Origin of the sequence: Streptomyces sp. JJ66 (assembly GCF_019303495.1) — a bacterium.
Taxonomy (GTDB): Bacteria; Actinomycetota; Actinomycetes; order Streptomycetales; family Streptomycetaceae; genus Streptomyces.
Genome location: NZ_JAEVFI010000002.1, coordinates 33,898 through 50,886 on the forward strand (window position 1 = coordinate 33,898; position 16,989 = coordinate 50,886).

Consider the following 16,989-nt stretch of genomic DNA (forward strand, 5'->3'; position numbering starts at 1 on the left):
GTCCCGGGGCGGCTGCACCGTGTGGTGGTGCGCCCACTGCCGCACACCCCTGCCCCCACCCGAGCCGCGCCCGCACGGCAAGGAGGGGGTGCGGTGAAGCGTGCCACCTACCTCGCGCCGGAATGCCGCGTCGCCGCAGACGAAGAGGACCCCAAGGCAGCGGCGCAGATGCACGGTTGGTGCCCGGGACCGTTCGAGAAGCGCATCGGCGGGAGGGTCGCGGTGNGGAGGGTCGCGGTGCGGGGCTGGTGCGACTGCCTGTGCCACGAGTCACAGGGCGAACACGCCTGACGACGGCTACGCTGGCCAGCGCGTTAAGTGAACAGGGGATGAACTACTCGCGCTCGTGTGGCTCGCGCACCAGCTGAGACAGGGGTACGTGCAGGGCGTCGGCGATGGCGATGAGCCAGTCCACCCGCGCGGCGCGGGTGCCAAGCTCGGCGCGGATCACCGAGCCGCGCGAGAGCCCGGCGCGCTCCGCCAGGCGTTCCTGGGTGAGGTTGGCCTGGAGGCGGGCGTCGCGGATGTTGTCGCCGATCTCCCGGCGGCGGCGCAGGACGCGATCGGACGGCGGTTCTGTTGGTGCGGGCACTCCGGAAACGCAACGGCCCCATGATCGCTATGTCAGTACCCATATGGCGACAGTTTTCGATCATGCGCTGAGTCTCGCGACTCGGCGCCCCAAGACGTGCCGGGGTTCAGGTCGGGTGGCTTCCCTCCTCGACCCCGGCGCGAAGCGGTCCCCTCCTACGGGAGGGGGCCGCCCTGCTCTCGGGAGGGGAGCCCTGCTGCGTAGGCATGCGACCTGCGGGAACCCCATGATCATTTGGGAGATATTTGGGAGACGCCAGCCCGTACTTGTCCCGTAGTGGAGACGTAGGCGAGGCGTAGACAAGGCGGAGGGGCGAGCCGAGAATTTCGACTCGCCCCTCCGCTGAGCTGGGCCTAAGCCGCTGTACGACCAGGNCCAGGCCACCACCGGTGGGCGCAGACGGGGTCGAACCGCCGACATCCGCCTTGTAAGGGCGGCGCTCTACCGCTGAGCTATGCGCCCGGGTGCAACGAGGGTAAAGGATAGCGGGCGCGGCGCCGACCGCCCTACCTGCCCGCCTACTCCCGCGCCTGCACCCCCGCTACGGAGCGAGTGCGGGCTGATGTCTCCCCCAGAAGCAGCACGGCCCCCTCCCGAAGGGGCGCCGCTCAGCGTGGCTGAGTCAGGCGTGTTCGCCCTGTGACTCGTGGCACAGGCAGTCGCACCAGCCCCGCACCGCGACCCTCCCGCCGATGCGCTTCTCGAACGGTCCCGGGCACCAGCCGTGCATCTGAGCCGCCGCCTTAGGGTCCTCTTCGTCTGCGGCGACGCGGCATTCCGGCGCGATGTAGGTGGCACGCTTCACCGCGCCCCCTCCTTGCCGTGCGGTCGCGGCTCGGGCGGGGGCAGGGGTGTGCGGCAGTGGGCGCACCACCACACGGTGCACCCGCCCCGGGACTCGCCCGGCNCGCTGGCAGCGCATGCAGGCGCTCGGCGGCACGGGCCGGTCGGGGCGGGTCACCGGACCACCCCGGCGGCGCCGGGGCCGTCCGGCAGGTGCGGGGCACAGGCACGGCAGGCCCAGGCGCCGTGGTCGGGGCCAAAGGCGGCGGGCGCGGTCGCGACGAGCACGGCCTCGCCGGTGGGCCGACCGCACCCCGTGCACAGCACGGTGACCGGGCGGCGGGGGCCGACGCGCTGGGCGACGCCGACCGTGAGAGCCTGCTCCAGCACGGCCGCATCCGTCCACGGACCCTCACTGCCGGGCAGCACCAGCCAGCGCAGTTCCCCCCAGCGGCAACCGGCGGGGGGCACGGGGATGGCGATGCCGTCGCGGCCCAGCACCCCCACCCTGTCCAGACGGGGCCACCCTGCGGTGGCCCCGGGCTGGACGAACCACGTCAGCAGACGGCCCGGGGTGTCCTCGATGACGGCGCCGGAACGGCCGTCGAGCGCGTCGAACACGGCGGGGGCGAGGGCGGCGGGGACGCGCACCGCGTCCCACCACACCCCCGCACGCTGGTACTCGATGGTGGGGCCGGGCGGCGGCGCCCAGGGCGGGATGGCTCGGATATGCGTCTGCACGGTATCCCTCAGCTCACGGTGGGTGACTTGCGTCTACTTGAGCATCGCCGCCGCCGCCCATACCCGGGATGACCAGCGCGGGTTACCGCCTCGGTAATACAGTCGTTGGACGTTGCGAAACGGGGAAACCCCGTGCCTAGGATCGCCAGGAAGTTGGCCCCATGGACGCCTCTACCCCAGGCCCGCTCGCTGCTGAAATCCTCGACCGAGACGACCTACGCCGAGCCCTCGCAGAGCACGACTTCGCCGCTGTCTTCACCCTGATCAAAAAGTGGGGCGGCCTCTCCCAGAACCGCATCGCCGCTGCCTGCCAGCTCACCCCGGGCAAGGTGTCCACCATCATCGCCGGGCAGCAGCAGATCACCAGCTTCGAGGTGATCCGCCGCATCGCGGACGGACTGCGCATCCCTGGTCACCTCCTCGGGCTCGCGCCACGGTCGTGGGAGCAGCAGCCAGAACACGACCAGCAGCAACCGCCAGAACCGCCAGGTGACTGGCCTACAGAGGAGGCACCGTGGCGCACCGACGCGACGGTGCACCTGGCCGCACACCTGACGAGGAGCGATCTCGTGATGGACCGCCGCGCCGCAGCACGCGCCCTGACCAGCGCCGCCATCACCGGCGCAGCCCTGCTCGACCCTCTCGAAGGCTGGCTCCAGCCTCCCGCCTCTCACGCAGCTCCGCGCCGCCGCGGCAAGCTCGGCGTCCGTGACATAGAAGAGCTGGAGGCAACTGCCCAAGCCTTCCGGCGCTGGGACCACAAGTACGGCGGCGGCCTGCGTCGCAAGGCTGTCCTCGGGCAGCTCTCCGAGGTCGCCGCGCACTTGGACGAACATCAACAGGAGCCCGTGGAGCGGCGACTGTACGGGGTCATGGCCCAACTTGCTGGGACCACCGCCACCATGGCCTGGGACTCCGGGCTGCAACGCCGCGCGCAGGACTACTACCGTCTCGCCCTGCGGGCAGCGCACGCCGGTGCGGACACCCTCTTCGGTGCCAATGTGCTCGCGGGCATGGCCCGGCAGATGCTGTACCGGGACCGTCCGCAGGACGCGCTGGAGCTGGTACGCCTCGCGCAGGACGGTGCCCGCCACGCCGGGAGTCCGCGGGTGCGGGCCATGCTTCACACCCGGGAAGCGTGGGCCTACGCCGCGATGGGCCGCGCTGCCGCGTTCCGCCGGGCAACCGAGCAGGCCCGCGAAGCCCTGGTCGATGCGACGCCCGGCGACGAGCCGTACTGGATCGCCTACTTTGATGAGGCCGAACTCGCCGGGGTCACCGGGGGGCGACTCCTGGACCTCGCGAGACAGGACCCGGCCGCGCACGCGGAAGCCGCCGCCGGGGAGATCAGGAAAGCGGTACAGCAGCGCGGCAGCGAAGCGGCGCGCAGTCACGCGCTGGACTGGATCGGGCTCGCTGAATGCGCCTTCCTCTCCGGCGACATGGCTGGTGCAGTCGAACACACAGGGCGGGCCGTGGAGGTCGCGCGCGCGACGCCGTCCGGGCGGGTCCGCGCGCAGATGGGACAGCTCTACCCGTACACGGTCGGCCGGGAGGTCTCGCGTGGTGTTGCCCAGGCGCGAGATAGTATCCGCGACCTGCTGTCGAGCTGAGGAGGTGAGCCCGGTGACCACGCTTGCGGTGACTGGCCACATGGACCTGACCGACGACACCGTGCCCCTGGTGAAGGAGGCACTGCGCAAGCTCCTCGCTGACCACCAGGGCGGCGAACTGGTGGGCTTGTCGTGCATCGCCAAGGGTTCAGATTCGCTGTTCGCCGAGGCGCTGCTCGATGCTGGCGGCCGGTTGATCGCGGTGATCCCGTCAGAGGACTACCGGCAGCGGAAGGTGAAGCCGGACCACGCGCCGACCTTCGACCGGTTGGTGGAGGCCGCCGTCGAGGTGCTGGTGATGCCGCACGAGACGGCGAGCCGCTCCGCCTACGAGTCGGCGAACAAGGCGCTGCTGGAGCGCGCCGACCGGCTGGTCGCGGTGTGGAACGGCCAACCGCCCGGCGGCAAGGGCGGCGGCACGGCAGAGGTGGTGATGGCCGCCCGCGAGGCGGGTATGCCCGTGGAGGTGGTGTGGCCTGACGGCGCGGCGCGCAAGGGCTGATGCGACCCCGCTACGGGATGGAGCGGGGCCGCGAGCGCTGAACCTGCCGCGGCGAGGTGGCCCTGGGCGAGCCGGTGTCCATCACACGCGTCGCCGAACGCCGCGTCCATCGCGGCGGGATGCCGTAGTCGGCCGTGCCCCGCGCCAGGGGCGTGCCGCGCACGCCGAAGTACGCGCCCACCTGCGCCGGTGTCGCCGCCTCCCAGGCGGTGCGCAGCGCGAGGTGCTGGAGCGCGTAGCCGTCCAGCGGCACCCCGGTGCGGGCAGGGCAGGCGGGCGGGGTGCCGGGCCCCTGCTCGCGGGACGGCGGGAGTGGAACAATGGGCGGCGGGTCACGGACGGTCGCGAGAACTCGGGAGAGGATTGCGTGGCAGCGTTGAGCGGGGGCGGCACGCGCTGGTGGGGCCGGGGCGGCGGACGGGCGGAGAGCGCGCGGGCCGAGGCGCAGGCCGCCAAGGACGCGGCGGCGACGGCCTTCTACGAGCTGGACACCGCGCAGCGCGAGGCGCGGATCTCCGTGGAGACGATCACCGCCGTGGACGCCTCCCCCGCAGGCCGGAAGGTGGCGGCGGACTTCCGGGCGCTCGGGCAGCGCATCGACGAGGTCAGTCACGCCTACATCACCGCCGTGGACTCCCACGACCTGGATCGCGACGAGCTGGAGACCGCCGTCGCCCAGCAGGCGGCGCGCGAGCTGCGGCACGCCAAGGAACAGCTGGACCGGACAAGGGGCGAGCTGGAACGGTTCGTCCGCGCCATCGCGCCGCAGCTCACGCACGCCGAGGACCAGCTCGCCCAGGTGGCGCCAGCGGTGGAACGGGCGCGGCAGGCGCTGTTGGGGGCGACGCGGGCGCTGGACGGGGTGCGCGAGTCCGGTTTCGGCGCCGACGAGCTCGCCGCGCGGCTGGCGGCGCTCTCCCCGGAGCTGACCAGGCTCAACCAGGGCGCGGGGCAGCACGGCGTACGCGCGACGATCCGGCGCGCGGAGGACGTGCAGCGCCGCGCGGAGGCGGTGCGCGAGGAGGCGCGGCGGCTCCCGGAGCAGGCTGCGGAGATCGACCGGCGGCTCGCCTCGCTGCGGACCCGCGCGCAGGCGCTCGCCACCCGTGCGGACAAGGTGGAACCGGTGCTGAGTGAGCTGCGCCGACGCTTCAGCGCCGCCTGTTGGCAGGACCTCCAGCGCGTTCCGGCACAGGCGCAGGATGCCTCCCGGCAGGCGGAGGCCAAGCTGCGCGAGGCGCAGGCGGCCCGGGACGGCCAGCGCTGGGCCGATGCCACGGCCCTGCTGGGTTCGGTGCGGGCGCTGCTGAACGCCGGGGACAGCGCGGTCGCGGCGGCCGGGGAGCGGCTGGACCGGCTCAACGAGGTCGCTTTCAGCCACGCGCAGGAGACCGAGCGGGTGCGTTTCGCCCTGCGGGACGCGCAGCGGCTGGCGATGGCCGGGCGCCACACCCCCGACCCCCGGCACGCGCGCCCGCTGGACGACGCGGTGGCACGGCTGGAGCGTGCGGTCGGCGCCCTGGAGGACGGCGGCCGACACCCGGACTACTGGCACTTCCTCACCGAGCTGGACGCGATCCGCGAGACCGTGGCGGGCGTCGTGCGGGACATCCGCGAACAGCGCGGCGCGGCCCGCTGACCTCTCCCCCCGTCGCACCGGTCCGGCTCTGCCCCGGGAGTTCAGCAGCGCGGCCCAGCGGTCACCCGGATGGCTCCGGCGTTGGCTCCGTACGTCGGCTCGGTGTCTCTCCCACCGCAGGGGCAGGGCCAGGGCGCGTCCCCAGTCGGCTCCGGCAGCCCGGTTCCCGCACGGGACCGGCGTCCGGGAGGCCGCTATCCTGCGCGGTATGCCCAGATACGAGTTCCGGTGCCGCGCGTGCGGTACGTCTTTCGAGGTCAGTCGTCCGATGGCGCAGTCCAGCGCACCCGCGTCCTGCCCTCAGGGCCATGCGGACACCGTGAAGCTGCTGTCCGCGGTCGCGGTGGGCGGCACCACGACGGCCACGGGCAGCGCGGCCCCGGCGGCGGGCGGCGGTGGCGGTGGGGGTTGCTGCGGGGGCGGCTGCTGCGGCTGAACGCGCGGGCCGCGACTGAGCCCACGGGCCGCCCGCGCCGCCCGGGTCCCGGTTGAGACCCGCGCGGGGCGGGCGGATGCTGGTGGGTGACGGTGCTCGTCGAGGACGCCCGGAGGCCCCCGTGACCCTGCGCCCGTTCACCCTCGCGCCCCACGTCACCCTCGCCGAGCACCTGCCGGTGGATCACCGGCTCAGCCAGGTGTACCGCTTCGGTGCCGGGCTGATGGGCCTGGCGCTGATCGTATTCGGCGTCCTCGGCCTCATTGACTGGGAGAGCTTCTTCGGCGCCGAAGGCAACCCGGCGCTCGGGCTGAGCACCAATGGCGCGCTCAGCGTGCTGTCGATCGCCGTCGGCCTGCTGCTCGGCTACGGGGCGGTGCGCGGCGGGAACTTCGCCTCAGTGCTGAACACGGTGCTCGGCGTCGCGTTCGTGCTGTCCGGCTTCGTCAACCTGGCACTGCTGGAGACGCGGTTCAACGTGCTGGCGTTCGGGATCTCCAACGTCATCTTCAGCTTCGTATACGGCCTGGTGCTCGCCGTCTTCGGCATGTACGGGCGGGTCTCCAGCAAGCTGCCGTACGACAACCCGTACCACCGGGCGCGGCACCCGGACCGCGTCGCGTACGAGGAGCGCCGCCGCGCGGAACTGCGGCGGCAGCGGCTCGCCGTGCTGCCACGGCGGGACGTTCCCCCGCGCTGAGCGCTGAGACGCCGCGCGGAGCCGGAGCCGCACGCGCGGACGGCCGGACGTGGCTGGCTCGCCGGGCCTACCCGGTGACGGAGTGCAGCGCTTCGGCGAGGATGCGTTCGCCCGCGCTGACGCCGCACTCGGTGAGGGCGGTGACGTGCGGCGCGCTCCAGCCGGTGTCGGCCAGCTCGCCGTGGCCGGGGCGCCAGCCCGCGTCGGCGGCCAGCAGCAGGTCGGTGTCCAGCAGGGAGTCCCCGGCGGCGAGCGTGCGCGTGGTCCCGGCGCGGCGTACGACCTCGGCGAGGGCGGCGCTCTTGGTCAGCGGACGCGGCACCGCGTACACCTTGCGGCCCTGCACCGAGACGGTCCAGCCCAGCGGCTCCGCCCAGGCGGCCAGCTCCTTGATCCACGCCCCGGGCAGCAGCGCGCGGTCCACGACGAGGTAGGCGAACAGGTCCTCGGCGGTGCGCTCCTTGAGCAGCCACGCCGCATCGGCGGTGCGCCGCAGGTGGTCTTGCACCTGGGCCAGCGGGGCGCACTCCCCGGCCAGCCGGTCGCGCACCGCGCGGTTCCAGTCGTGGTCGGTGCGGCCGTCCACCAGCAGGTGGCCGCCGTTGGCGCAGATCGCGTAGGGCGCGGGCGGCCCGGGCAGGTGGACGCGGCGATACTGCTCGCGGGTGCGCGTGGTGGCCGGTACGAAGACGCTGTGCCCGGCCAGCCGTGGCAGCAGCTGCGCGGCCCGCTCGGTGACGTACGACAGGGGCCGCGCGTCGTAGACCTCCACGCACAGCAGGCGCGGGGCGTCGGCGTCCGGCATGCTCAGGCGCAGGGCGGCGGCCGAGTAGATGAGGGTGCGGTCCAGGTCGCTGGCGACGAGCACGGTGGGGGTGGGGGTCACGAGGCGGCCTTTCCGTCGGCGCCGGTGGCGCCCCGGGTGTAGCGGGGGTGGATGAGGCCGACGCAGGTGTAGGGCAGGTCGTCGGTCTCCTCGACGGGCACGCCGCGCTGCTCGGCCAGCAGCCGGACGTGGTCGAGGTCGGCACCCGCGCCCCGGCGGGCCAGCACGCGCCAGGGGACGCGGCGCAGCAGCACCCGCGTGGTCTCCCCGACGCCGGGTTTGACGAGGTTGACGTCGCCGATGCCGTACCCCTCGCTGATGCGTTCCACCGCGTGCCAGCCCGCCCAGGTGGGGGCGCGGTCGGCGGCGCGCAGGGCGGCGGAGTCGGCCTTGGCGTCGGCGGTGACGGCGGGGAAGTGCGCGGCGACGGCGTCCAGGAAGTGCGCGGAGAGGTCGGCACCGGCCAGGTCGCGGTAGAACTTCGCGCCGTGGAAGTCGCCGGGGCCCACGAGGTCGGCGCGCAGCACCGTGCGGGAGACGAGCCCGGAGACGGTGGAGTTCAGGCACGCGGAGGGGATCAGGTAGTCCTCGCGGGTGCCGTAGGTGCGCACACAGCCGCCGGGGTCGGCCAGGACGGCGAGGTCGGGGTCGAAGCCGGGGTACGGGCGCAGGGCGTCGGCCAGTTCGCGGGTGATGGCGCCCTTGCCCGTCCAGCCATCGACGAATACCACGTCGGCCGGGTCGTGGTGGGCGGCCAGCCAGCGCACGGCGGTGGTGTCGATGCCCCGGCCGCGCACGATGGAGATCGCGTAGTGCGGCAGGTCCAGCCCGTGGGTGTGGGCGGCGTAGCGGCGCATCAGGACGCCGACGGGCGTACCGGCGCGGGCGAGCGAGACGAGGACCGGGCGCGGGCCGCGTTCGGCGAGCACGGTCTCGGTGACGGCGCCGACGGCGCGGGCGACCCGGGCGGCGGATACCGTGAGCGCCGAGTGGAACAGGCGCTGGTACTCCGGGCTCGGCTGGTACTCCACGGGCAGCGACTCGGCGTAGTGGGCGCCGCCGCGCTGGATCGCCTCCTCGCGCTCCTCGGTGGGCGCTTCGAGTGCGGCGTCGGAGAGGTCCTGAAGCAGCCAGCCGCAGTCCTCGGCGGGGTAGGAGGAGAAGTGCGGGCCGTGCAGCGGGCGGGGCAGCGGGGCGGGGGCGGGCACGGTGACCACCACGACGCGCGGCGTGCGCTCGGCCAGCCGCGCGAGCAATCCGCCGGGGGCGTGCAGGGCCGGGGTGTCGGCGGGGGTGTCGGTGACGACGACGACCGCGTCGAAGGCGTCGGCGTCCGCGCTGGGCGGGATGTTGTAGGCGTAGCGGGGGCCGGGGCCGTCGGCGGGGGTGTCGTGGGCGGGGAAGACCAGGCGGTGCCGGATGGCGTACCCGGGGTCGTCCACGGCCAGCACCGGGGAGCGGGTGGTGGTGGAGAACCGCACCTCGGCGCCGGTCGCGCCGGTCAGCGCGTCGGCGAGCCGCAGCGGGGTGTAGATCAGCTCCTCGGTGCCCAGGACGAGGACGCGGGCGGCGCCGTGGGGCAGCGCGGCGGCGAGGCGGTCGGCCATGGCGGGCAGCGCGGCGTCCAGCCGGGCGCGGTGCTCGGGGGTGAAGCCGTGCCGCCCGCCGTCGGGCAGCCCGGCGGGCCAGCCGAGCGCGACGCGGATGACCTCGCGGGCCTGGTGGGGTGCGGTGCGCTCGGTGGGGGTCTGCCCGGGGTCGGGCTGGGCGGAGATCAGCGCTGCGGCGCGGTCGAGCACGTCGGGCGGCAGGGTCAGGGTGCCGTGGGCGAGGGCGACGACGTCGATGCGGGCGCCGAGTTCGGTGGCGAACTCCTCCAGCGCGGCGGCGTCCCGGGGTGCGCGCATGTCGGTGAGGGCGACGACGGCGTACCGGTCGCGGGGGAAGGCGTGGTGCAGCGCGGCGATGGTGTTGCGCACGGTGCGGCCGGTGGAGAACTCGTCGTCCACCAGCACCAGCGGGCCGTCCGTCGCCAGGAGTCCCGGGTCCTCGGGCAGCAGCAGGTGCGAGGTGTGGTGCGAGTGCTCCTCCTCGAACCCGGCGGCCTGGGTGTAGCCGGGGACCGGACGCCGGGTGGAGTGCAGGTAGGGGGCGTGGCCGATGCCGTCGGCCACGCAGTGCCCGAGCCCGGTGGCCGTCTCGGCGTACCCGAGCACGACGGCCCGGGCGGCGGCGTCCTCGCCCAGCAGTTCCCGCACGCGGTGTCCCAGGCCCAGCGCGGTGCCGTACACCACCGCCGGGTGCTGCGGCACGTGCTTGCCCAGCACGTTCGACACCAGCAGGTGCGCCCGCTTGGGGTTGCGGCGCACGGCCAGCCCCAGCAGCTCCCGTACGCCGTCCCCGGCCAGCTCGACGCCGAGCCGGTCAGCCGTCCACGCACCCGTCCACATCACACGTTCTTCCTGTCGCTTTGTCACCGGTCGCTGCCGCGTCACGCGTCGCCGCGTCACCGGTCGTCGCCGTGGCAGGCGTCGCCGTGGCTGTCGTCGCCGTGGCTGTCGTCTCCGTGGCACCGGCTGTCGCTGCTCGCTTCGGCTGCCAGGAGATCCACGAAGTCAACACCCTCGCGGGTGACGCCGAACACCTCCGCCCGCAGCTGGGTGCGCTCCGCCCACGCCCGGTGCGGTTTGACCTCGTTCATCTTGTTCGTATACGCCGAACGCAGCACTCCGCCTCCGGTGCGCTCCGGGCGGAGGATGTCGGTGGCGTCGCTGAACTCCTCGTGGCTGACGACCGACAGCGCGTGCACCAGCGTCACGTGCGAGGGGTGGATGCACGTCTTGCCCTGGAGCCCGTTGGCCCGGTCGAGCTGGATCTCGCGCAGCAGCCCGTCCATGTCGTGCGCGATCAGCTCGCGGCGCAGCTCCTCGGCCCCACGGAAGGTGAACGGGGAACTGCGCAGCTGCGGCTTGAACATGCGCTCGGAGAACCGGAAGTACTCCCACACCGGCCCGGTCACGGTGCAACCGGTGCTGTCGCTGCGGCCCAGCACGTTGACGACGTCGGCGATGACGGTGGCGACCAGGCCGACGTCGTAGGCGGTGATGTGCGGCGTGCGGCGCAGGCCGTACACGGAGCAGAAGTCGGTGACGCCCAGGCGCAACGCCAATATCCGGTCCCGGTACTTGGCCACGGCGCGCGCGATTCCGGCCAGCGTCTCCGGGCGTGACTCCAGGTACAGCAGCTCCGGCGACTCCAGCACCGGCATCGCGAACAGCCGCCTGCCGCAGTCGGCTTCGGCGCGGGCCAGCGCCTCCAGGAACGGCATGCCGCGGTCCTCGGTGAACTTGGGCAGCACGAACCCGGACAGGTGGCGCGTGCGGGGCCCGAGCCGGCTAACGATGCGGGTGATCTGCTCCGGTTGGCGCACCCGTACGAACAGCAGCGGCAGCGCGCGGGAGCCGTGCGGCGTGTCCGCCTGGTCCAGCTCGGCGAGCTGGCGGATCAGGTTCTCCTCGGCGTGCGGCACGTCGTCGTCCGCGATGGAGTCCTCCAGGCACAACACCATGGAGACGACGCCACGAGCGGCCAGCTTCAGCACATCCCGGGCCAGGCGGGGGCGCGTCGCGGGGCTGTAGAGCGTCGCACCGAGGGCGACGGCCAGGAAGCGGGCGGGCGCGTCGGGGGTGAACTCCACGGGTTCCCGGTGGAACAGCGCACTTCGCACGGCTGGCGTCAAGTGCCCGAAGTGGCGCATCAAACCCCCGTCTCAGGTGCGTCACCGGGCCTTCGCGGCGTCGCCCGGCCGGGTCATCGTACGTGCGGAACCCGACCATCAGTTCGCCCGCGCCCGAAGTCCACGTTACCGGAATGCTCCCTTCCGGCTCCCGTGCGGTGGAGGGATCGCCCCCGTCGCGGGCGGCGCCGCGCGGTGACCGCCCCCGGCTTGCCCGGCACGCGTACCCCGGCGGAGGATGGCCGTATGACGCAGGTGATGGCGAAGGGCTCCAACATCGAGTTGCGGTCAGCGACCGTGCAAGCGGTCCTGCGCTGGTCCGACGCCCACGGCGGACCGGACATCGACGTCTCCGCACTTCTGCTGGGCGCGGACGGACGCGTCCGGTCCGATGACGACTTCGTCTTCTACAACCAGCCCCGGCACCCCTCCGGGCTGATCCGGCACCTGGCCAAGAGGCGCGAACCGGAGGGCCTGACGGACACTCTCGAAGCCGACCTCACCTCGCTGGACGCCACCGTGGACCGCGTCATGCTCACCGCCTCCGCCGACGGCGGAACGTTCGCCCAGCTCAGCGGCGGCCTGCGGCTGCTGCTGCGGGACGCCGCGAGCGGCGCGGGCGTGGCGCACTTCGACCTCCACCCGGAGACCGGCGAGGAGACGGCACTGCTGTGCGGCGAGCTGTACCGCCGGGGCGGCGGCTGGAAGTTCCGTGCCCTGGGCCAGGGCTACAGCACCGGCCTGGTGGGCCTGGCGACGGCGTTCGGCGTCTTGGTGGACGATGACCCTGAGGACGCTGCGGGCGAGGCCACCGCGCACGCCGATACCGGCGCGCCGGAGCAGGGCACCGTGCCGCCCCCGCCGGGCGAGCCGGGCGTGCCCGACCCGGAGCCGGTGCCCCACCCCGGCCCGGAGCCCACCCCGCCGCCGGAACCCGGCCCGCCACCGGAACCCGGCCCGCAGCCCGGTCCGCCGCCGGGCCCGGGTCCCGTGCCGCAGCCTCCGCCCCCGGCCGAGCCGCAGCCGGGCGGACGCGGGCCGTACGGCTACCCGCAGCCCCCGGCGCACCCTCCGGTACCGGCACAGCAGCCGGGCTACGGCTATCCGCAGCCGGTGCCACCGCCCGCGCCCGCCCACGCGGGGTACGGCTACCCCCAGGCCGACCCGGCGTTCACGCTGCCGCCACAGGGGCCGCAGTTCGCCGGGCGCTGAGGCGGGCGTTCGCCCGCCGCGCGCCGGGGCCGCTCCCGCCCCGGGCGCCGGGCCGCTTCCCGCCCAGGCGCCCAGGCCGCTCCTCCGGTCGGCGCCGAAACCGTGCGGCCGCCGGGCCGGTCAGCGCCGCGACGTCGGCTTGTAGCCGCGCCCCCAGGTCAGGCCCCAGCCGTAGAGCCGGTCAAGATCCGCCTGGAAGCCGTAGACGTAGCGGGCCTCACGGCGGGCGATCAGGTCGCCGTTCTTGTCGCGCTCGATCATCAGCACGGCGCAGGAGCGGGCCTCCGGTGCCCGCTCGGATAGCCCGACCTCGATGTGCGGCCCGTTGCCCGGGACGAGCGTCACCACCGCCTGCGTACGGTCGAAGGCGGGCGTGCCGTCGTAGATGTAGACGAAGAACAGCAGGCGGCCGATCTCGTCGGCGTGGTCGAGGTTGACGTAGATCGTCTCGCCGGAGCCGGAACCGAAGCGGTCGTCGCCGCTGAGCTTGAGGTACGGGGGGTCGTGCAGGTCACCGAGGAAGTCACCCAGCGGCTGGACGACGCCCTTGCTGCCGTCCTTCAGCTCGTACATGCACGCCAGGTCCAGGTCCACGTTGACCATGCCCTGGCGATGGCCGTTCACCGGCTGCGGTTTGAGCAGCTGGCCGGGGTTGCGCAGCAGACTGGGGCGGGGCGGGCGGTCGTTCAGGTCCGAGCTGCGCATCTGCCAGGACAGGTTGACGCGCATCGTGCCGCTGTCGGCTCCCTGCTGGGTGAGCGAGATCTTCGGGTAGCGGCGGGTCAGCTCAACCGCGTACGTGGAGGGGCCGCCCACCGTGGCGAATCTCGGGTCCCTGCGGCCCCGCCCGGCGGTCCACCAGTGCTCCCACAGCGAGACCATCAGCTGCCCCCAATCCGTGTCCGGACACACCTGTGCGGGGCGGCCGCCCGCCGTCGGACGGCTGCCCCGCACTGAGACTTCCGCAATCAGGGTGCCGTGACACCCCGGTTCATCCGCTGTTCACACTCCCGAGGTGACCGCGGTCTTCTCCTGCGAACCTCCCTCTTCACCCCTGTCACTGGGGTCCCGGTGGAGCTTGTTCCAGCGCAGCGACGAGTAGAACGACAGGCCGATCAGCGTGACGCCCAGCAGGCCGGTGATCACCTCGTTGATCTCATAGCGCACGGTGATCAGCAGGATGGTGGCCAGGGCGCCGATCGCGTAGTGCGCCCCGTGCTCCAGGAAGACGTACTCGTCCAGCGTGCCCTGGCGGACCAGGTAGACGGTCAGCGAACGCACGTACATCGCACCGATGCCCAGCCCCAGCGCCATCCAGAAGATGTGGTTGGTGATGGCGAACGCGCCGATCACGCCGTCGAAGGAGAACGAGGCGTCCAGCACCTCCAGGTAGAGGAAGAGGAAGAAGGCCGCTTTGCCGCCGACGCCGACCGCGCTCACCTGCTTGCCGGACCGGCGCGCCGCCTCCTCGCGCTCGTCCTCGCGCTCCTCTTCCTGCTCCAGCTTGTTCTCGAAGAACCCGGAGAGCCCGCCCACGACGAGGTAGGTGATCAGACCGGCCACTCCGGCCAGCAGCACCGTCGAGGTCTTGTCCGCGTGCCCGTCGTACTGGTGGGCGTGGGGCGCGAGGAAGCTCGCCGTCAGCAGCAGGGTGATCAGCGCGAGGGCCACCGCGGCGCCGTCCACCCCCCTCAGCTTGGCCAGGGGCCGTTCCAGCCACGGGACCCACTGGTGCTCGCGCTCCGCGAAGAGGAAGTTGAGGAAGATCATGAGCAGGAACATGCCGCCGAAGGCCGCGATCGAGGGGTGCGCGTCGGTGACCATCTGCTCGTAGGTCTCCGGCTCGCTCATCGCGAGATCGACCGCCTCGATGGGGCCCACACCCGCGGTGACGGCGACGATGGCCACGGGGAAGATCAACCGCATACCGAAGACGGCGATGAGAATGCCGATGGTGAGGAAGATCTTCTGCCAGAAGGCGTTCATCCGCTTCAGCACACCGGCGTTGACCACGGCGTTGTCGAACGACAGCGAGATCTCCAGGATCGAGAGGATCGCCACGATGGCGAAGCCCTCCCACCCCCACAGGAGCGCCGCCGTGGCGAGCCCCGCGATGGTGACGCCGAAGGACCACCCGAACGTTCTCAGAATCACTGCTTACCTCGTCTCCTCGCACGGAGCCCTCCGTGCGCCCGGCGTGCGGCCGGTCCGCAAGCGACGGACCTGGTCACTTGACGTCGCCGCCGAAGTCTAGGGCGGTCCCCCGCACGCCGGACGCCTGCCCCCTGGCTGAGGCCCGGAACTGGCACCCGGCACCGGGCCAGTACCGCTCACCGGAAGACCATGGCGGTTTCGGCAGACGCGCTCCCGCAGAACGGCACCGCGCACCGCCGGACTCGGGCGGCGCACGGTGCCCGGTGTCATCAGACGTTGACGCCGAAGTCCTGCGCGATGCCCCGGAGCCCGGAGGCGTAGCCCTGGCCGATAGCCCGGAACTTCCACTCGCCGCCGTGCCGGTACAGCTCGCCGAAGACCATCGCGGTCTCGGTGGAGGCGTCCTCGGTGAGGTCGTAACGGGCCAGCTCGCGGCCGTCGGACTGATCGACGACGCGGATGTAGGCGTTGCGGACCTGGCCGAAGCTCTGCTGCCGCGTCTCCGCCTCGTAGATGGAGACGGGGAAGACGATCTTTTCGACGTCCGCCGGGACCGAGACGAGGTTGACCTTGATCGCCTCGTCGTCCCCCTCGCCCTCACCGGTGAGGTTGTCCCCGGTGTGCTCCACCGAGCCGTCGGGGCTGGTGAGGTTGTTGAAGAAGACGAAGTGCTCGTCGCTGAGCACCTTGCCCTGGCTGGTGGTCAGCAGGGCGCTGGCGTCCAGGTCGAAGTCCGCGCCGGTGGTGGTGCGGGCGTCCCAGCCCAGGCCCACCAGGACGGCGGTCAGGTTCGGGGCTTCCTTGGTCAGCGAGACGTTGCCGCCCTTGCTGAGGCTGACTCCCACGAGTCCTCCAGATAGATCACGGGAGGAGCAGCTCCGCCGCCCCTCGATGCCGGGTGCGAATCAGTCGGTGTCGGGTGCCGCCCTGCTCAACGCTCGGGGCGCCGGTGACGGTTCCCGGCACGCGTCACAGCGCCGCCAGCGCCTCGGTGTACTCGCGCAGGTCACGGGCGTCGGGCAGACCGTTGACGACGGTCCAGCGCACCACGCCCTCCTTGTCGATGATGAAGGTGCCGCGCACCGCGCAGCCCTTCTCCTCGTCGAAGACCTCGTAGGCGCGGGAGACCGCACCGTGCGGCCAGAAGTCCGACAGCAGCGGGTATCCGAGCTGCTCCTGCTCGGCGAAGACGCGCAGCGCGAAGGGGGAGTCGTTGGAGACGGCCAGCAGCTGCACGTCGTCGTTGACGAAGCGCGGCAGCTCGTCCCGCAGCGCGCACAGCTCGCCCGTGCACACGCCGGTGAAGGCGAACGGGTAGAAGAGCAGGACGACGTTCTTACGGCCGCGGTAGTCGGCGAGCGAGACGCTCTCGCCGTGCTGGTTCTTCAGCTGGAAGTCCGGGGCCTTGGTTCCGACGGCGAGCGCCATGGTGGTGTGATCCTCCGTGGTAGGAGCTGCTGATCGTGCGCCCACCTTATGCCCATGGCCTCACCGTGCGCCGCCGGGCCGGGCGGTCCGCGACCGCCCGGCCCGGTTTCGTCCCGGCGCCGCGATCAGCTCTTGCCCGCGCGGCTGGTCTTGGGGGTGACCAGACGGCTGCCGGTCCAGTCCTTGCCGATGTTCATGGGCTTGGTCTGCTGCAGGCCCGCCGTCTGGGCGGCCTCGCCGATGTCACTCGCCTCGACGTAGCCATCCCGGCCCGTCTTGGGCGTCATCAGCCAGATCGGTGCTCCGTCGTCAACCAGCGAGACGGCGTCCACCAGCGCGTCCGTCAGGTCGCCGTCGTCCTCGCGGAACCACAGCACCACGGCGTCAGCCAGGTCGTCGTACTCCTCGTCGACCAGCTCCGTGCCCGTGATGGCCTCGATGCCCTCGCGAAGTGACTGCTCGGTGTCGTCGTCGAAGCCGAGCTCCTGGACCACCTGTCCGGGCTGGAAACCCAGCCTTGCGGCGGGGTTGGTCCGCTCCTCCGCGTGGTCCGCGGTCGCGCTCACGGATTGCCTCCTGTCATGGTTCGAACGTATCGGGGTCCTCGCGGGTGCGCGAGGTACGTGA

Annotated in this window: 18 protein-coding genes and 1 tRNA gene; 6 read left to right on the forward strand and 13 right to left on the reverse strand. The window is 72.7% G+C overall.

What is annotated here, in order from left to right; all coding sequences use genetic code 11:
• Positions 1 to 334 precede the first annotated feature (334 nt).
• From JJV70_RS02145 to JJV70_RS02160, 4 genes are all read right to left on the reverse strand, one after another.
• Positions 335 to 592, reverse strand: a complete 258-nt coding sequence (locus JJV70_RS02145) for a helix-turn-helix domain-containing protein (RefSeq protein ID WP_219045791.1) — start codon at positions 590 to 592, stop codon at positions 335 to 337.
• A 390-nt stretch (positions 593 to 982) separates the two neighbouring features.
• Positions 983 to 1,054, reverse strand: a tRNA-Val gene (locus JJV70_RS02150).
• Between the two features lie 160 nt (positions 1,055 to 1,214).
• Complete coding sequence (locus JJV70_RS02155; RefSeq protein ID WP_219045792.1) at positions 1,215 to 1,397, reverse strand: hypothetical protein; 183 nt, start codon at positions 1,395 to 1,397, stop codon at positions 1,215 to 1,217.
• A 152-nt stretch (positions 1,398 to 1,549) separates the two neighbouring features.
• Positions 1,550 to 2,116, reverse strand: a complete 567-nt coding sequence (locus JJV70_RS02160; RefSeq protein WP_219045793.1) for a hypothetical protein — start codon at positions 2,114 to 2,116, stop codon at positions 1,550 to 1,552.
• A gap of 161 nt (positions 2,117 to 2,277) precedes the next feature.
• Here JJV70_RS02160 and JJV70_RS02165 point away from each other — a divergent pair, with 161 nt between their 5' ends.
• Positions 2,278 to 3,729: a helix-turn-helix domain-containing protein gene (locus tag JJV70_RS02165; protein ID WP_219045794.1), complete on the forward strand. Its 1,452-nt coding sequence runs from the start codon at positions 2,278 to 2,280 to the stop codon at positions 3,727 to 3,729.
• 13 nt (positions 3,730 to 3,742) lie between these two features.
• Positions 3,743 to 4,231: a hypothetical protein gene (locus JJV70_RS02170; RefSeq protein WP_219045795.1), complete on the forward strand. Its 489-nt coding sequence runs from the start codon at positions 3,743 to 3,745 to the stop codon at positions 4,229 to 4,231.
• A 10-nt stretch (positions 4,232 to 4,241) separates the two neighbouring features.
• Here the strand turns inward: JJV70_RS02170 and JJV70_RS02175 are convergent, their stop codons facing one another.
• The gene (locus JJV70_RS02175) at positions 4,242 to 4,484 is read right to left on the reverse strand and encodes a hypothetical protein (protein WP_219045796.1); all 243 of its coding nucleotides are present in this window, start codon (positions 4,482 to 4,484) and stop codon (positions 4,242 to 4,244) included.
• A 114-nt stretch (positions 4,485 to 4,598) separates the two neighbouring features.
• On the opposite strand from JJV70_RS02175, the gene JJV70_RS02180 reads away from it, so the two are divergent.
• The 3 genes from JJV70_RS02180 (at position 4,599) to JJV70_RS02190 (ending at position 7,006) form a co-directional block, all read left to right on the forward strand.
• Positions 4,599 to 5,870, forward strand: coding sequence for a hypothetical protein (locus tag JJV70_RS02180; RefSeq protein WP_219045797.1), 1,272 nt, complete (start codon positions 4,599 to 4,601; stop codon positions 5,868 to 5,870).
• Between the two features lie 208 nt (positions 5,871 to 6,078).
• The gene (locus JJV70_RS02185; protein ID WP_219045798.1) at positions 6,079 to 6,306 is read left to right on the forward strand and encodes a zinc ribbon domain-containing protein; all 228 of its coding nucleotides are present in this window, start codon (positions 6,079 to 6,081) and stop codon (positions 6,304 to 6,306) included.
• A gap of 121 nt (positions 6,307 to 6,427) precedes the next feature.
• Entirely contained in the window at positions 6,428 to 7,006 is a 579-nt protein-coding gene (locus JJV70_RS02190) for a DUF4383 domain-containing protein (protein WP_308294646.1), read from the forward strand.
• Positions 7,007 to 7,073: 67 nt separating this feature from the next.
• Here the strand turns inward: JJV70_RS02190 and JJV70_RS02195 are convergent, their stop codons facing one another.
• From JJV70_RS02195 to JJV70_RS02205, 3 genes are read right to left on the reverse strand one after another with little or no spacing between them, the layout of a single operon-like run.
• The gene (locus tag JJV70_RS02195) at positions 7,074 to 7,892 is read right to left on the reverse strand and encodes an HAD family hydrolase (protein WP_219045800.1); all 819 of its coding nucleotides are present in this window, start codon (positions 7,890 to 7,892) and stop codon (positions 7,074 to 7,076) included.
• Positions 7,889 to 10,282 (reverse strand): phosphoribosyltransferase, encoded by a 2,394-nt coding sequence (locus JJV70_RS02200; RefSeq protein WP_219045801.1) that lies wholly within the window; start codon positions 10,280 to 10,282, stop codon positions 7,889 to 7,891. The genes JJV70_RS02195 and JJV70_RS02200 overlap by 4 nt, the downstream gene beginning before the upstream one ends.
• A gap of 56 nt (positions 10,283 to 10,338) precedes the next feature.
• Positions 10,339 to 11,589, reverse strand: a complete 1,251-nt coding sequence (locus JJV70_RS02205; protein WP_219045802.1) for an HpcH/HpaI aldolase/citrate lyase family protein — start codon at positions 11,587 to 11,589, stop codon at positions 10,339 to 10,341.
• Positions 11,590 to 11,814: 225 nt separating this feature from the next.
• Here JJV70_RS02205 and JJV70_RS02210 point away from each other — a divergent pair, with 225 nt between their 5' ends.
• Positions 11,815 to 12,780, forward strand: a complete 966-nt coding sequence (locus JJV70_RS02210) for a TerD family protein (RefSeq protein ID WP_219045803.1) — start codon at positions 11,815 to 11,817, stop codon at positions 12,778 to 12,780.
• A gap of 120 nt (positions 12,781 to 12,900) precedes the next feature.
• Here the strand turns inward: JJV70_RS02210 and JJV70_RS02215 are convergent, their stop codons facing one another.
• The 5 genes from JJV70_RS02215 to JJV70_RS02235 form a co-directional block, all read right to left on the reverse strand.
• The gene (locus JJV70_RS02215) at positions 12,901 to 13,662 is read right to left on the reverse strand and encodes a Tellurium resistance (RefSeq protein ID WP_219045804.1); all 762 of its coding nucleotides are present in this window, start codon (positions 13,660 to 13,662) and stop codon (positions 12,901 to 12,903) included.
• 120 nt (positions 13,663 to 13,782) lie between these two features.
• Positions 13,783 to 14,934: a DUF475 domain-containing protein gene (locus tag JJV70_RS02220; protein ID WP_219045805.1), complete on the reverse strand. Its 1,152-nt coding sequence runs from the start codon at positions 14,932 to 14,934 to the stop codon at positions 13,783 to 13,785.
• 269 nt (positions 14,935 to 15,203) lie between these two features.
• Positions 15,204 to 15,779 (reverse strand): TerD family protein, encoded by a 576-nt coding sequence (locus tag JJV70_RS02225; protein WP_219045806.1) that lies wholly within the window; start codon positions 15,777 to 15,779, stop codon positions 15,204 to 15,206.
• A 124-nt stretch (positions 15,780 to 15,903) separates the two neighbouring features.
• Positions 15,904 to 16,362, reverse strand: coding sequence for a peroxiredoxin (locus JJV70_RS02230; RefSeq protein WP_219045807.1), 459 nt, complete (start codon positions 16,360 to 16,362; stop codon positions 15,904 to 15,906).
• A gap of 125 nt (positions 16,363 to 16,487) precedes the next feature.
• Positions 16,488 to 16,928: a DUF3052 domain-containing protein gene (locus JJV70_RS02235; RefSeq protein ID WP_219045808.1), complete on the reverse strand. Its 441-nt coding sequence runs from the start codon at positions 16,926 to 16,928 to the stop codon at positions 16,488 to 16,490.
• Positions 16,929 to 16,989: the final 61 nt, after the last annotated feature.

Excerpts from the sequence above, each read along its gene's own strand:
- JJV70_RS02165 (WP_219045794.1), top strand. The coding sequence starts at position 2,278 with ATGGACGCCTCTACCCCAGGCCCGCTCGCTGCTGAAATCCTCGACCGA.
- JJV70_RS02185 (WP_219045798.1), top strand. The coding sequence starts at position 6,079 with ATGCCCAGATACGAGTTCCGGTGCCGCGCGTGCGGTACGTCTTTCGAG.
- JJV70_RS02200 (WP_219045801.1), bottom strand. The coding sequence starts at position 10,282 with ATGTGGACGGGTGCGTGGACGGCTGACCGGCTCGGCGTCGAGCTGGCC.
- JJV70_RS02205 (WP_219045802.1), bottom strand. The coding sequence starts at position 11,589 with ATGCGCCACTTCGGGCACTTGACGCCAGCCGTGCGAAGTGCGCTGTTC.
- JJV70_RS02210 (WP_219045803.1), top strand. The coding sequence starts at position 11,815 with ATGACGCAGGTGATGGCGAAGGGCTCCAACATCGAGTTGCGGTCAGCG.
- JJV70_RS02215 (WP_219045804.1), bottom strand. The coding sequence starts at position 13,662 with ATGGTCTCGCTGTGGGAGCACTGGTGGACCGCCGGGCGGGGCCGCAGG.
- JJV70_RS02230 (WP_219045807.1), bottom strand. The coding sequence starts at position 16,362 with ATGGCGCTCGCCGTCGGAACCAAGGCCCCGGACTTCCAGCTGAAGAAC.